The sequence below is a fragment of the Qipengyuania vulgaris genome (assembly GCF_009827325.1).
Taxonomy (GTDB): domain Bacteria; phylum Pseudomonadota; class Alphaproteobacteria; order Sphingomonadales; family Sphingomonadaceae; genus Qipengyuania; species Qipengyuania vulgaris.
This window is the reverse complement of sequence record NZ_WTYC01000001.1, coordinates 227,471-242,100: the sequence shown is the minus strand read 5'-3', so window position 1 is coordinate 242,100 and position 14,630 is coordinate 227,471. Positions and strand designations below refer to the sequence as shown.

The 14,630-nt window shown below is 59.2% G+C and carries 11 protein-coding genes; 7 read left to right on the top strand and 4 right to left on the bottom strand.

The annotated features are described in order from the left end of the window. Nucleotide 1 precedes the first annotated feature (1 nt). The 4 genes from GRI69_RS01225 to argJ all read right to left on the bottom strand — a co-directional run bounded on the left by GRI69_RS01225 (nucleotide 2) and on the right by argJ (nucleotide 5,839). Nucleotides 2-1,531 carry a Ppx/GppA phosphatase family protein gene (locus GRI69_RS01225; RefSeq protein ID WP_337191005.1) on the bottom strand — a complete coding sequence of 510 codons (1,530 nt, stop codon included), beginning with the start codon at nucleotides 1,529-1,531 and terminating at the stop codon, nucleotides 2-4. After that, nucleotides 1,528-3,699 carry an RNA degradosome polyphosphate kinase gene (locus GRI69_RS01220; protein WP_237452920.1) on the bottom strand — a complete coding sequence of 724 codons (2,172 nt, stop codon included), beginning with the start codon at nucleotides 3,697-3,699 and terminating at the stop codon, nucleotides 1,528-1,530. Before GRI69_RS01220 ends, GRI69_RS01225 begins: the two co-directional genes overlap by 4 nt. A gap of 119 nt (nucleotides 3,700-3,818) precedes the next feature. Beyond that, the gene (locus tag GRI69_RS01215; RefSeq protein WP_160726501.1) at nucleotides 3,819-4,616 is read right to left on the bottom strand and encodes an inositol monophosphatase family protein; all 798 of its coding nucleotides are present in this window, start codon (nucleotides 4,614-4,616) and stop codon (nucleotides 3,819-3,821) included. After that, the gene (gene argJ, locus GRI69_RS01210) at nucleotides 4,613-5,839 is read right to left on the bottom strand and encodes a bifunctional glutamate N-acetyltransferase/amino-acid acetyltransferase ArgJ (protein WP_160726500.1); all 1,227 of its coding nucleotides are present in this window, start codon (nucleotides 5,837-5,839) and stop codon (nucleotides 4,613-4,615) included. The genes GRI69_RS01215 and argJ overlap by 4 nt, the downstream gene beginning before the upstream one ends. Before the next feature lie 110 nt (nucleotides 5,840-5,949). Between argJ and GRI69_RS01205 the strand changes: the two genes are divergently transcribed. From GRI69_RS01205 to GRI69_RS01175, 7 genes are all read left to right on the top strand, one after another. Next, entirely contained in the window at nucleotides 5,950-6,225 is a 276-nt protein-coding gene (locus tag GRI69_RS01205) for a hypothetical protein (RefSeq protein ID WP_160726499.1), read from the top strand. A gap of 96 nt (nucleotides 6,226-6,321) precedes the next feature. After that, nucleotides 6,322-9,123, top strand: coding sequence for a preprotein translocase subunit SecA (gene secA / locus GRI69_RS01200; protein ID WP_160726498.1), 2,802 nt, complete (start codon nucleotides 6,322-6,324; stop codon nucleotides 9,121-9,123). A 47-nt stretch (nucleotides 9,124-9,170) separates the two neighbouring features. Further along, on the top strand, nucleotides 9,171-9,908 hold the full coding sequence (locus GRI69_RS01195) for a sulfite exporter TauE/SafE family protein (protein ID WP_160726497.1): 738 nt from the start codon (nucleotides 9,171-9,173) through the stop codon (nucleotides 9,906-9,908). A gap of 253 nt (nucleotides 9,909-10,161) precedes the next feature. Continuing rightward, the gene (locus GRI69_RS01190; protein WP_237452878.1) at nucleotides 10,162-11,463 is read left to right on the top strand and encodes a tyrosine-type recombinase/integrase; all 1,302 of its coding nucleotides are present in this window, start codon (nucleotides 10,162-10,164) and stop codon (nucleotides 11,461-11,463) included. A 33-nt stretch (nucleotides 11,464-11,496) separates the two neighbouring features. Then, entirely contained in the window at nucleotides 11,497-12,339 is an 843-nt protein-coding gene (locus GRI69_RS01185) for a TIR domain-containing protein (protein WP_160726495.1), read from the top strand. A gap of 233 nt (nucleotides 12,340-12,572) precedes the next feature. Continuing rightward, nucleotides 12,573-12,755 carry a helix-turn-helix transcriptional regulator gene (locus tag GRI69_RS16375; RefSeq protein ID WP_160726494.1) on the top strand — a complete coding sequence of 61 codons (183 nt, stop codon included), beginning with the start codon at nucleotides 12,573-12,575 and terminating at the stop codon, nucleotides 12,753-12,755. 57 nt (nucleotides 12,756-12,812) lie between these two features. Then, the gene (locus GRI69_RS01175) at nucleotides 12,813-14,384 is read left to right on the top strand and encodes a DNA primase family protein (RefSeq protein ID WP_160726493.1); all 1,572 of its coding nucleotides are present in this window, start codon (nucleotides 12,813-12,815) and stop codon (nucleotides 14,382-14,384) included. Nucleotides 14,385-14,630: the final 246 nt, after the last annotated feature.

Sequence of the window (14,630 nt, the reverse complement as noted above, 5' to 3'; positions counted from 1 at the left end):
GTCACTCCTCGCTTTCGAGTTCGTCCTCGAAATCATAGTCGCCGATCTTGATCTTCGGTTTGCGATCCATCCACTCGGCAAGAATCTCGAGTTCGTTGGTTAGCGGCCAAGTGGCCAGCGCGGCACGACTTTCGTCGAGGTATAGCACGAGCGACTTTTTCTTCAGCCTCAGCCTGCTGTTGCCGAGTGAATTGCGCGATCCTGCACCGAGACGGCGGGCAAGGCGGAAGCTCAGCCCCCAGGTCAACCCCTCGCGCAGGTCCTCGTCGCCGGCGAGTTCACGCAATTTGGCCGGAAGCTCGGTGCGCCCGAGACTGGCGAACAGTGCGGCACAAATCATCGCGCGATCTCGCGCAGCACACTCGATCCACCGCTTGTCGAGAGCCCATTCGGTTGCGTGATTGATGCGAAGATTGGGCTCGACCCGCTGGAGGGCCGCGGCAAGCTGGGCTGCAGCCAAGCGAAGGCGCTCGTTGCGTTTACCCTTGCCGTTGGCAAGTTCGACCGTCCAGCCCGCAACCCGCGCCGCATCGGTTACCGGCGCATCGCGCGGTTCGGCAAAGGCATGGACGCCCGACAGCAGAGGATCGAGCGAACGCTGGAGTTCGCTGAGCCGGGAATAGAGCAGGCCTTCCCTGATTCCCCAACTGGAGAAAATGAGCTCAGTCGGCTGCAATTCGTCCAGCAGCGGCAACAGCAAGGCGGCCGCGTCGGGAAGATAGGAAGCACGCATTTCGCTGATACCGGAAATGGCTTCGAGCGTTGCGGGGTCCGCGCTGCACAATTGCTGCGCATGCCGTCTCGCATCGTCGACCGAAAGGCAGAAACCGTGAGGGTCGGTCAGCGGATAATCGGCCGCCTGCATCGCGTAGTGGGCAAGAGCCCGCCAAGTGCCGCCGATCATATAGAGCGGGCCGGAATGGGTTTTCGCCCAGCCGACCTTGTCCAATTTTGCATGGACAGTTCCTGTCAGATCACGCTCGGCTGCGCGGAACGCGGGCAGCCGCAGAGTGCCGAATGGCAGGCTCACTGCATCGTGGCATTCGCCCTTGCCGATGGATACGAGTTCGAGACTACCGCCGCCGAGGTCGGCCACGATGCCCTCCGCGCCCGGAAACGCGCCAATGGCTCCATAGGCGGACGCGCAGGCCTCTTCCTCGCCGCTGAGCATGCGTGGTGCCAATCCAAGCTCGGCAACTTTCGCGAGAAATTCCTTGCCATTGTCCGCATCTCGCGCTGCCGCCGTCGCGACGGTCTGCACGTCCTCGATACCGCGATCGCGGATCAGCAATGCGTAGCGACCAAGCGCGGCGAGTGCCTCTTCGCTCGCTTCGTCAGGTATGCGGCCGGTCTCGGAAAGATCGCGCCCCAGACGTGCCGCTACCTTTTCATTCCAGACCGTTTCCGGCGCGCGTCCGGTCCCTTCGTACATCACGAGGCGGACGGTGTTCGACCCGATGTCGATGACCGCACGGGGCGGATGGATCAGGCGGCGCTGCCACTTGGGGCTGCGGGTCTTGGACTTGTTCACGCTTCACGCCTCGGCAGGGTCAGATGGGGTACGTCGTGACTTTCGAGCGCCGATCCGCGCCCCGACAGGGAAGGATTGGACATGAAGTATTCGTGGCAGTTGAAGCCGCCTTGGCCCTTGCGCATCCGGCGATACTGACCGTCCGGATCGAGCCGCCAGCTTTGTTCGGTATCGAGGATGTTTGCCAGCATGACCTGCTTGAGCAATTGATCGTGGACCGTCTTGTTCGTGACGGGGACTAGCACCTCGACGCGACGTTCAAGATTGCGGCTCATTGCATCGGCGCTGGTGAGAAGAACCTTGGCCTGTCGGCTCGGTAGTTCCTTGCCATTGGCGAAGGCCCACGTGCGGGCATGCTCCAGAAAGCGGCCGATGACCGATTTCACGCTGATGTTCTCGCTCAGGCCGGGAATTCCGGCCCGCAGCGAGCAGATGCCCCGGACCACCATGCGGACCTCAACGCCGGCCTGACTGGCTTCATAGAGCTTGTCGATCATGGCCCGATTGGTGATGGAATTCAGCTTGACCCATATGCCTGAAGGCTTGCCCGCCTTGGCATTGGAAATCTCCACATCGATCAGATCGTATAGCCGCTCGCTCAGACCGATAGGCGAAATGGCAAGATGCTCCAGGTCGTCGGGTTCGATGTAGCCGGTGATGAAGTTGAACATCTTGGCGGCATCGCGCCCCAGTGCCGGATCGGCGGTGAAATAGCTCAGATCGGTGTAGATCTTGGCGTTTACGGGGTGATAGTTCCCGGTGCCGAAGTGGCAATAGGTGCGGTAGCCATCCTCTTCCCGCCGAACGACGAGGCTGACCTTCGCGTGGGTCTTCCACTCGGTGAAGCCGTAGATAACCTGCACGCCTGCGCGTTCCAGCTCATTGGCCCAGCGGATGTTACGCTCCTCGTCGAAGCGCGCCTTTAGTTCGACCACCGCCGTCACCGCCTTGCCGTTCTGCGCCGCCTCGACCAGCGCGGCGATCACGGGTGATTGGTCGCCCGCGCGGTAGAGAGTCTGCTTGATCGACACGACATTGGGATCGACCGCGGCCTGATGCAGGAAATCGACCACCACCTCGAAACTTTCGTATGGGTGGTGGATGACCATATCCTTCTCGCGGATCGCGGTGAAGACATCGCCGTCATGCGCCAGAACGCGTTCGGGATAGCGCGGTGAAAAAGGAGAGAACTTGAGATCGGGACGCGGCTCCCCGCAGATCGCGTCGAGATCGCGCAGGCCCAGCATGCCGCCTGTCTTGACGATCATGGCTGCATCGACGTCGAACTGATCGCGCAGGAGCGCCTCGGCCGCCGCATCGCACTCGTCATCCATTTCTAGCAGGACGGCGCGGCCGCGCCGCCGTCGCTGTATGGCGGTGCGGTAGAAACGGACCAGGTCTTCGGCCTCGTCCTCCACCTCGATATCGCTGTCGCGCAGCACCCGGAAAATTCCGTCACCCAGGATCTTGAAGCCGGGGAACATCCTGTCGGCAAACCGCGTGACGAGCTGCTCGATCGCGACATATATCGCCTGTTCGCCCGGCACGCGCACATAGCGCGGCACTCCGCTCGGGATCAGGACCATCTCAACGAGTTCGCCCTTCCGCTTGCCGCGCTTCAGGCGGAAGAGGACGCCCATGCCGCCGCTGGCAACGAAGGGAAAGGGGTGGGAAGGGTCGATCGCCTGCGGTGTGATCAGGGGGAGGATATCTGTCTCGAAATATTCTTCCAGCCATTGCTGCTGCCCCTTGGGAAGCTCTTCGACCAGCGCAACGACGATGCCTGCCTCGGCCAAGAGCCCGCGCAGGATCTCTAGGCTTTCCTGCTGGCGGTGTTCCAGTTCGAGGACCTGTTCGCGAATGGCATCGAGCTGCTGCCGGGGGCTGCGGCCATCGATCCCGGTAGTCTCGATACCGCGCTGGAGCTGTCCCTCCAGACCCGCGATACGCACCGTGGTGAATTCGTCGAGATTGCTCCCGGAAATGGAAAGGAAGCGCAGCCGTTCGAGCAGGGGATAATCGGCATTCTCGCTTTCGGCCAGAACGCGGCGGTTGAAGCTGAGCCAGCTCAGCTCCCTGTTTACATAGCGATCCTCTGCCGCTTCCGGCGCAGCGGGCAGATCGCGCACCGGAGTTTCGTCACCGGTAGTTCCGGTGCCGGGATTCATCGCATCGCCAAGGGTCACGGGATGACCTTTCGTGTCATTTCAACGTAGGTTAGGACGCTGGCTGGCTATTGAAAAGAGTTTCGCCCGGCCACCGGTTCTGCCGCCCTGTCAGAAGAAGGTCACATTTCAGCGTAGCGCGCAGCCAGTTCGTCCCAGAGTGCAGGCGTAGCGGCGCCGAGCAGGCCCTTGCGATTCCATTCGTCAACCCGGTACGGTGTGCCATCGGGCCGCGCGACCTTGCCGCCCGCTTCCTCCAGCCACAAAGCTCCTGCGGCATGGTCCCAGGCAAGTGTGCGCTCAAAGATCGAGACATCGTTTTCACCCAGCGCGATCCGTGGATATTGCTCGGCGGCGCAGTAGGGAATGTCGACCAGTTCGTAATTCGGCGAGATATGCCGGCGGGTGGCCTGCCGGCGTGCTTCTTCCATGAAGACCAGCGAAATGGCCGCGACGGGCGGGTTCCTGCCCGAACCGTGGGAAACGATTTGCTCGCTGTCGACCCTCGCGCCTTCCCCTCTGTGCGCAACGCAGAAGCGGCCCGACAGGCAATCGTAGATCCAGCCCGACTGGGCCAAGCCGCCTTCGGCACGCGCGATGATGATCCCGAAGGGCGGCTTGCCGCTGGCAAAATTGCGCGTTCCGTCGATCGGGTCGACGATCCAGCAGGCAGAATCGAGCCGCTCGAGAACAGTCGGATTGGCATGGGCCGCTTCCTCGCCCACAAAACCGATCGCGTCGTCCAATCGGGACAGCCCTTCGCGGAGGAGCGATTCCGATTCCTTGTCCGCAATCGTGACGGGGTCGTCGCCGCCCTTGTCCTCGACTTCCCCCTCCGCAAGATTGCGGAAACGCGGCAGGATCGCCTGCTCGGTCACACGCTTCACCAGCGCAAGGATTTCGTCGTCGAGTTTGCTCACGAACGATAGTCCGCGTTGATCGAGATATATCCGTGCGTCAGATCGCAGGTCCAGACGGTGGCACGGCCTTCGCCAATCCCCAGGTCCACGTCGATGCGGATTTCGTGGCCTTCGAGATGTGCAGCCACGGGAACCTCGTCGTAATCTGCCAGCGGCTGGCCGTCCTTCGCTGCCCAGGTGCCGCCGAAGCCGATCGAAAGCCGGTCCCGGTCGGCGGGCTCGCCCGCCTTTCCGACTGCCATAACCACGCGCCCCCAATTGGCATCTCCGCCAGCGATTGCTGTCTTCACTAGCGGTGAGTTGGCGATCGCGAGCCCGACGCGCCGCGCGCTCGCGCCGCTAGCCGCGCCGGTCACGGCGATCTCGATGAACTTCTGCGCGCCTTCCCCGTCGCGAACCACGAGCCGCGCGAGATCCCGGCAAAGGTCGAGCAAGGCGGCATAGAAAGCGTCGGCCCCGGCGTCCTCCCAAGAGGAAAGCGCTGTATTTCCTGCCTTTCCGGTGGCGAAGGCGAGTACCGTATCACTCGTCGAAGTATCGCCATCGACGGTAATACAGGAAAAGGTTTCCTCATTCGCCTTGGACAGCATTTCCTGCAGGAATACCGGCTCCACCGCAGCATCGGTGAAAATATACCCGAGCATGGTCGCCATATCGGGCGCGATCATTCCGCTACCCTTGATGATTCCGGCAAGTTCGACCCGCTGGTCCCCCAGCATCGCCGCAGCGGTCGATCCTTTCAAGAATGTGTCGGTGGTGCCGATGGCCCCTGCGGCTTCTTCCCAACTGCAGGGTTCAGCCTCAAGAACTGCGGCCACTCCGTCTCGCGCCTTGCCCTTGGGGAGGGGGACGCCAATGACGCCGGTGGAAGAGACGAACACCTCGCTCGGCTCGCACTCCAGCGCGTCGGCGACTTGCGCCATGATCTGCTCCACCGCCTCACGTCCGCGGATACCGGTAAAGGCATTGGAGTTGCCTGCATTGACGATTAGTGCGCGCGCCCTGCCAAGCTTGGCCTGCTCGCGGCCCATCTCGACCTCGCTCGAAGCGCATGCCGATTTGGTGAAAACTCCGGCAACGCTGGTACCTTCCGCCAGTTCGGCAAAAGTCAGATCGGACCGATCCCAGTTCTTGTACCGAGCCCGCGCCGCGCGGAGCGTCACGCCGTCGATCTCGGGAAGGTCGGGAAAGGGGCGGGCGAGAGGGGAGGGGGGCAGATCCATGCACAGCGCGCTATACCGCGCCGCGCCGCGCCGCAAGCACCGCTCGCCGCGGAAAAAACGGCCTTTGCTCTTTAATCCTTAGTATTAGTGCGCTATCACTTGGGGCAATTATGCTGCGCCAACTACTCGCCCTGATTGCTCTTCTGACCGGTCTCGCCGCTATTGGCGCGCCTGTTCAGGCCGCGGTGAATAGCGCTGTGGGTGTGGGTGTTGAGCAGCCGTCGGACTCCCGAGAAACTGAAACCCGCGACGCGCAGAACGTCTGTGCTGACAAGCAGCGCAAGCAAAAGCTGCGCGGCGAGAAGGTGACGCCCTGCAAGAAGCAGGAACCCGTCACCGTCTACATTCCTTCGGTAATGTTGGGCGCCGACCGCGCTTTCGAATAGCCCTTCCGGCACATTCAGATACGCTTGCCCGGCACCGAGAGTGTGCGCGGGTATTCCGCATACGATCCCCCAGATATTCAAGGTCTTCGCCCACCCATGTTCAATACGCTCATGAAGTCCGTTTTCGGCTCGTCCAACGACCGTTACGTCAGTTCCATCCGCAAGATCGTCGACCAGATCAACGCGCTTGAACCCCAGATACAGGAGTTTAGCGACGATGAACTGCGCGCGCAGACGGACAAGTTCCGCCAGCAACTGGCGGACGGCAAGACGCTGGACGACGTTCTACCGGAAGCCTTCGCCACTGTGAGGGAAGCCTCGGTTCGCGTACTCGGCATGCGCCATTTCGATGTGCAGATGGTCGGCGGCGTTGTGCTTCATCGCGGCGAAATTGCCGAGATGCGCACGGGCGAGGGCAAGACTCTTGTCGCAACGCTCGCAACCTATCTGAATGCCATCGAAGGCAAAGGCGTCCACGTCGTCACCGTGAACGACTATCTCGCCCGCCGCGATGCGGAATGGATGGGCCAGTTGCACAACTTCCTCGGGCTGACGGTAGGTGTCATCGTCCCCAATCTCGGAGAAATGCAGCGCCGCGATGCCTATGGCGCCGACATTACATACGGGACCAATAACGAATTCGGTTTCGATTATTTGCGCGACAACATGAAGCATGATCGCGGCCAGATGGTGCAGCGCCCGTTCAATTTCGCCATCGTCGACGAGGTGGATTCGATCCTCATCGACGAAGCGCGGACTCCGCTGATCATCTCTGGTCCGACGGAGGACAAATCGGACCTCTACGTGTCGATCGACGAGATCGTGAAGAAGATCGAACCCGAGTGGTACGATGCGGACGAGAAAACGAAGAACATCACTTGGACCGAAGAAGGTACCGATGCGATCGAGGAGATGCTGACGGAAGCCGGCCTTCTCGAAACCGACAACCTCTACGATGTAGAGAATACACAGGTGGTTCACCACCTCGACCAGGCGCTGAAAGCGAACATCATGTTCAAGCGCGATACCGACTACATCGTCAAGTATGACAAGAAGATGCAGCCCGACGGTACCATGGGCGAAGAAGGCAAGGTTGTCATCATCGACGAATTTACCGGCCGTATGATGGAGGGCCGCCGGTGGTCGAACGGTCTGCATCAGGCGGTTGAAGCGAAGGAAGATGTGAAGATCGAGCCGGAGAACCAGACTCTCGCCTCGATCACGTTCCAGAACTACTTCCGCATGTATCCCAAGCTTTCCGGCATGACCGGTACGGCAGCCACTGAAGCGGCGGAATTCTGGGACATCTACAAGATGAACGTGGTCGAGATCCCGACCAATGTCCCCGTCCAGCGCATCGACGAAGAAGACGAGTTCTACAAGAACACGCAGGACAAGTTCCAGGCGATTGCCAAGGCAATCAAGGAAAAGAACGAGATCGGACAGCCAGTGCTGGTCGGTACGGTGTCGATCGAGAAGTCCGAACTGCTCTCCAGCTTCCTCGACAAGGAGGGAGTGAAGCACGAAATCCTGAACGCCCGCCAGCACGAACGCGAAGCGCACATCGTGGCGCAGGCTGGCCGCATCGGGGCGGTGACCATTGCGACAAACATGGCCGGTCGCGGGACCGACATTCAGCTGGGGGGAAATGTCGAATTCCGGATCGACGATGAACTTTCCGAACTTGCGGAGGATAACCCGAAGCGTCAGCAGGAAGTGGATCGGATTAAGGCAGAAGTTGCTGCGGAGCGGGAACGGGTTCTCGAAGCCGGCGGCCTGTTCGTCCTTGCGACAGAGCGCCATGAAAGTCGCCGCATCGATAACCAGCTCCGTGGACGTTCTGGCCGTCAGGGCGATCCAGGCCTCAGCCGGTTCTATCTCTGCCTGGAAGACGACCTGCTGCGCATCTTTGGCCCCGATACGCTCTTCGCTCGTATGATGAATTCGAACCTTGAAGACGGTGAAGCGATTGGCTCGAAGTGGCTTTCCAAGGCCATCGAAACCGCCCAGAAAAAGGTCGAGGCGCGCAATTACGAAATCCGCAAGCAGGTCGTCCAATACGATGACGTGATGAACGACCAGCGCAAGGTCATCTACGAGCAGCGCGCCGAAATCATGGACAGCGAAGCAGTGGACGATGTCGTGGTGGACATGCGCCACGATGCGATCAACGCGATCGTAGGCGAACATTGCCCGCCGGGATCCTATCCCGAGCAATGGGACATGGATGGCCTCAAGACCAAGGTCGAAGACGTGTTCGGCATGTCATTCCCCATGGATGACTGGCTCGAAGAAAATCATATCGAACCCGAATTGATCGAGGAGCGCATCCGCGAGGAAGCGGATCGGCGAATGGATGAGAAGATCGCCAAGGCCGATCCTTCGATCTGGCGCCGGGTCGAAAAGAGCCTGCTCCTCCAGGAACTCGATCACCAGTGGAAAGAGCATCTCGCGACGCTCGACGCTCTGCGTCAGGTCGTGGGTCTGCGCGCCCATGCTCAAAAGCAGCCGCTGAACGAGTACAAGCAAGAAGCGTTCGCGCTATTCGAAAGCATGCTCGACAAGCTGCGCGAAGATGTAACTGCCAAATTGCTGACCGTCCAATTGGCTGAACCTGCTCCGCTTCCACGTGTGGACTTGCCAGATTTGCCCGATTTCCTGACAGGCCATATCGACCCTCTGACAGGGCTCGAAGATTCGAACGATGGCGATGGCTCGGAACAGCGTGCGGCCCTGTTCGGCGCTCTCGCGGGAAGTGCACGCGCAGCAGTTGGGCCCGGAGGTTCCGCCACCGAAAACCCGTATGCAAATATGAATGTCAGCCGCAACGAGCCGTGCCCCTGCGGATCGGGCAACAAGTACAAGCATTGCCACGGTGCCATCCGCGCCAATGCCTGAGACGCGTCGCTTGACGCGGCACATGTAACGATAGAGGCGGCATGAGCATGATCTGGCTCATTGCCGCCTTTTTCGTCACCGCGTTACTCTACGCGAGCGTCGGCTTCGGTGGAGGCTCAACCTATAATGCGTTGCTGGCCTTGTCGGGCTTGGACTTTCGCATCCTCCCGCTGATCGCGCTATCCTGCAATATCGTGGTCGTCGCTGGCAGCACTATCCGTTTCGCTCGCGCAGGCATCACGCCCTGGAAAGGGGCGCTGACATTAACTGCTATCGCGGCGCCGGCTGCATTCTTTGGTGGTCTGACCCCGATAGGAGAAAGTACCTTCCTCACACTTTTGGGGCTGAGCTTGGTGTTGACTGCCGCCACGATGCTTTTGCCAATAGGCAAGGCCGAGGGTGAGCCACATCGCTGGTCACGCTATATGCCCGTCGTGGCCGCTCCGCTTGGATATCTCGCCGGATTGGTCGGTATCGGTGGTGGCATTTTCCTTGCGCCGATCCTCCATCTTTGCCGCTGGGATGGCGCAAGAGCCATCGCTGCAACCACCAGCCTGTTCATTCTGATCAACTCGCTATTCGGTTTGGCGGGTCAGATCATCAAAGGCGGCGAGGGGCGTTTTCTGGCGGCAGTCGATATAGGTCTTCCGCTTATTGTCGCGGTCGCAATAGGCGGTCAGCTCGGAAGCTTGCTGGCGCTCAAATTTATCCCTCAACGATGGATACGCTGGGGCACGGCACTGCTCACCGCGTGGGTGGGCTCGAGACTGCTGTTCGCGATGTAAGGAAAATGGCTCCCCGAGTTTGAGGCATGGGCGAGTTTCAGGCTGTGTCAAATGACCCCCCCGGCCCTTTGTCGACCCCGAGGATGGTTCCCGGTTGAAGGTCGGCACCGGATATTTTGTGGATTGAAAACAGCTATTTAAGCAGAGTTTTACGCAATTCGTTCGTTAATCGACCGACTCAAAAACCTGTCGCAATCGTGGTTAGACTTTAGAAATCAGTCGCAATTATTTTGTGGGGCGTTATGTGGGGCAGATGCCTATCATAGCAAAACCGCTCGCCGCCCTTGAAGTGTCCCGTTTGTCGCATCCCGAGGGAAAACAGTCCAAACACCTACATCCGGTCGGCACGGTGCCAGGATTATGTTTGCAAACCACGGCAAGCGGCGGACGATCATGGATATTGCGGGCGAAGGTAGGATCGAAGCGCCGAGACATGGGCTTGGGCAGTTATCCCGCCGTCACGCTCGCCGACGCGCATAAGAAGGCGCGGGCTGCAATCGATGCGATCAGAACTGAGGGCCGCGATCCTGTTGCCGAAAAGCGTGAAGCCCGCGCGGCGCTGATCGCAAAGCAAATGCGCGATCTGACATTCGCTCAGGCGGTCGAGAAATACATGGGTACGGGGCGCATGGCGAAGCTGCGCCACGATTGGCAGCGCGCGGAATGGCGGACCACGCTGGAAACCTATGCCGTCCCCGTAATCGGTAAGATGCTGGTCGACGAGATCGGGTTGCCGGATATCAAGCGGGTTCTGGAGCCGATCTGGCAGGACAAGAACGCAACGGCGGTAAAGGTGCGCGGTCGCATCGAATCCGTGCTCGCATGGGCGATCGATGCAGGACATCGGCAGGACGCCGCTAATCCCGCGTCCAAGGGCGCACTCAAACAGTGGATCGACGATCAGGGCGGCGCAACTGTCACAAGCCGTCCCCATGTCGCTGTCGACCGCATGGCCGCATGGTTTGATGCTGTGGGCAAGCAGGACGGGATGGCCGCTGTCGCGCTTCGCTTCCTCGCATTGACTGCCGTGCGGGTCGACAACGTAGCGGGTGCGAGATGGGGCGAGATTGACTGCGACGCGCGGGTCTGGACCATCCCTGCGGCTCGCATGAAGGGCAGGGCAAAGGATCGGCGCGAGCACCGCATCCCGCTGTCCGATGAGGCATTGGCATTGATCGACGGGCTGGAACGGCGCGAAGGTGTTGACCTGTTATTTCCTTCGCCGCGCGACAAGGAACTTACGAACGCTGCAATCGGCAAGGCGATGCGAACGATCCACGAAAAGGACGAAACGGGCTTTGTCGACAGGGACTCGGGATCGCCAGCCGTGCCGCATGGGCTGCGCGCATCGTTCAAGACATGGGCGAAGGGCAAGTTTCCTCGCGATTTGGTCGAAACGGCACTTGCTCACAAGGTCGGGTCGAAAACCGAACAAGCCTACGATCGCGGCGATGCGTTGGACGAGCGCCGTCCTATTATGCAAGCGTGGTCGGACTGGTGCATGGGTCGCGCGACGGCGGATAACGTACTAGTTATCGCACCCATCAAGGCATAAGCCTGCCAGTACAAATGTTGAGTGAGGTGAAATTTGCCTAAGCCCTTTGCTTTCGTTCTGATGCCGTTTTCCAAAGAATTCTCCGACATCTACAAGTTGGGCATCCAAGAAACCGCAACTGAGTGTGGTGTCGTCGCGGAAAGGGTCGATGAGCAAAGATATTCCGAGACGATGCTTGAGCGAATTTATCGGCAAATAAAGGACGCCGATTTCATAATTGCTGACATGACGGATAGGAACCCCAACGTCTTCTATGAGGTCGGGTACGCTCACGCACTGGGTAAGCTGGTGACGCTCCTAACGCAGGATGCAAACGACATACCTTTCGATCTAAAGCATCATCGTCATATTGTTTATGGCAAGTCGATCCAGTCGTTAAAAGAAAGTCTCACTCACGAATTTGAGTGGCTACGGAAAGAAGCCGAAAGCCGTAAATTTAAGTCTTTCTCGATCACTTTGGCGAGAATGACCGGGAATTTAATCAAAGGGTCATATCGAGCGGACGCTGAAGTCGACCTAACTTTTGAGTTAAAAAATGAAACGAAGCGGAAGTCCCCGGAAATCGAGGCCATCTATCTTAAAACCGGACCTAATTGGACATACGAACTAGAAGGTGTGGAATGCGCCGCAGTTCAGACAGGCGAGGGCAGTTCCGTCCGGCATTTCATAAAGAGTCCGGTCGCTCGCATCGCTCCTGGCATGTGGGCACAGGTGAGGGTGCGAGGAAAAAAGGAAGTATGGAGCAAGTTCACGGGGGAGGAGCTGCAAGACTCCTACCGAATGTCTGGTTGGGTCAAAGTTGAAGTCGTGACCTCAGAAGGTACTTTCGAACAATCTCTCGATGTTGACTTAGAAGTGGACGACATACCCTTCTAAAGCGATGAAGCCGTGGTTTGCCGTCGATGAACCCCGCTCAATAGAGAGTGCCAAACCCCGGGCCGATTATACCTAAGTAAGAATGCGACGATTTGCACTTGCCTTAGAGCCAATTCGGATTCAGACTTATGCAGTTAGCGCGAGTAACCGGGGGTACCTACAACCCCTAGCGGTCATTCGGACCGGTGCGGCAAAATCGGTGCACGTGCGCCATTTGTCCCGAGGTTACGAAAATGCTTCAGACTGTCGATCAGGTCGCAGAAAAGCTGACAATTTCACGCGCCACAGTGTGGCGTTACGTTCGCAGCGATCCACAATTCCCCGCACCTATCAAGCTGTCTCCCGGCTGCGCCCGTTGGCGTGCAGACGAGGTGGACCATTGGCTTGCCACTCGGGAACGCGCCAACGCTGGATAAAAAATGACCCGTCGCGCGGGTCGCTGCGCAACGGGTCGGGTCAAAGTGGAACGGTAAATGAATACCACTCAAATTCAAGGTGCGCAAGGTGCGCCCGCGCCCCAAGTCTCGCAATTGCCACCCGAGATCACGGTGGCAACCTTGCAAGCGGCGGTGCTCACGGCTCCGGCGACGGAGCCCGAACGATCTGCGCGCTTATGCGATATCGCGGCTCTGGCAGGCACTCTGTCCGCCATCGAATGCGAGTCCGTCCTGAACTACATGAAGAATGTGACGGGTATGTCGATTGGTGCGCTGCGAAGTGAGGCGGCAAAGAGTAGGCGGCGCGGGGACGATCATCTCGCCCATGCCCGCAACACCATCAAAGCAATCGGTCCTGAGAACATCCTGTTTGCCGAGTCCCATTTGTGGCGATGGGACGGCACGGTATGGCGAAGGCGCGAGGACATCGCCGTGTCGCAAGAGGTGATCGCCACGCTCAGTGCTAGCAATGAGAAAATCACGAACGCGCTGGTCGAAAGCGTCACGGGGCTAATCCGCAAACAGACGTACCTGCCCGATCACCAATTCAACATCGGCTGTCCCGAGGTCGTGAATACGCTCAGCGGCGAACTCGAATTGACCGATCAGGGGTGGATGCAGCGACCGCACCGGCGGGAGCATTATCGGACTACGCTTATCCCCGTACCGTACGATCCGGCGGCTCAGGCCCCCGGCTTCGTGACATTTCTGTGGGCTGTGTTTCGCGACGATCACGACGCGCCAGACAAAATTCGCGCCGTGCTCCAGCTGATAGGTTACTCTCTCATGGCACATGCCAGGCACGAGAAATTCGTCCTGCTGATAGGCAACGGCGCGAACGGCAAGTCTGTCCTGTTGCGGGTGATCGAAGCCCTTGTCGGGCGCGAGAACGTGGCGGGCGTGAAGCCGTCGCAATTCGATAGCAAATGGCAGCGCGCGCATCTGCATATGAAGCTGGCCAACATCGTAAGCGAACTGCCGGAGGGGAAGGTGATTGCTGACGATGAATTGAAGGCGATCGTATCGGGCGAGATCAGCACCGTGGAGCGAAAGAACCGCGACCCGTTCGATATGCGAGCGTTCGCTACGTGCTGGTTCGGGACGAACCACATGCCCCACACTCGCGACTTTTCGGACGGGCTGTATCGTCGGGCGGTGATCGTTCCTTTCAATCGCCAATTTGCCGACCACGAGCAGGACGAGCAGCTGGCCGACAAGCTGATTGTCGAACTGCCCGGTATCCTGAATCTCGCGCTTCAACACTACGCTTACGCAACGCAGCACGGCTTCACATTGCCAGCATCGTCCATCACGGCGCGGGAGGAATGGCGGCGCGAGGCCGATCAGGTTCGGTCGTTCGTCGCGGAACGATGCGAGATGGACCCGGCGGGCGAGATCACGCTGGCCGAACTGTATCTGAATTTTGAGAACTGGGCGCGGCGCTCAGGCGTTCGCAACATCGTCGGGAAGGTGCAGTTCGGGAAGCGTATCCGGGGACAGGGGTTTGGCAGCAAGCACAATGACGGGGCTTGGATCACCGGACTGCGGTGGAAGCCCGAGAACGGAACGAACGGGACGGAAAATTCGCCACGCCCCGGCCTTGTTTAGGGGTGCACCCTGACTCTAAGGGAAAACATATGAAAAAATGTTCCGTTCGTTCCGTTTGGAGAGCGTTACGCCCTTTTTGGACCGGCGACATTAAATAACGGGCCAGCCGCTATTTAATGACGTCCATAATGCGAGTCAGATAAATAACGTAATGACTCATATGCTCCATAGCATCGCCTAAAAACTTACATATTGGTAAGTAGTAGAGGTGTTAAATACTTTGTCTCATATTGCAGATTCTGCTTG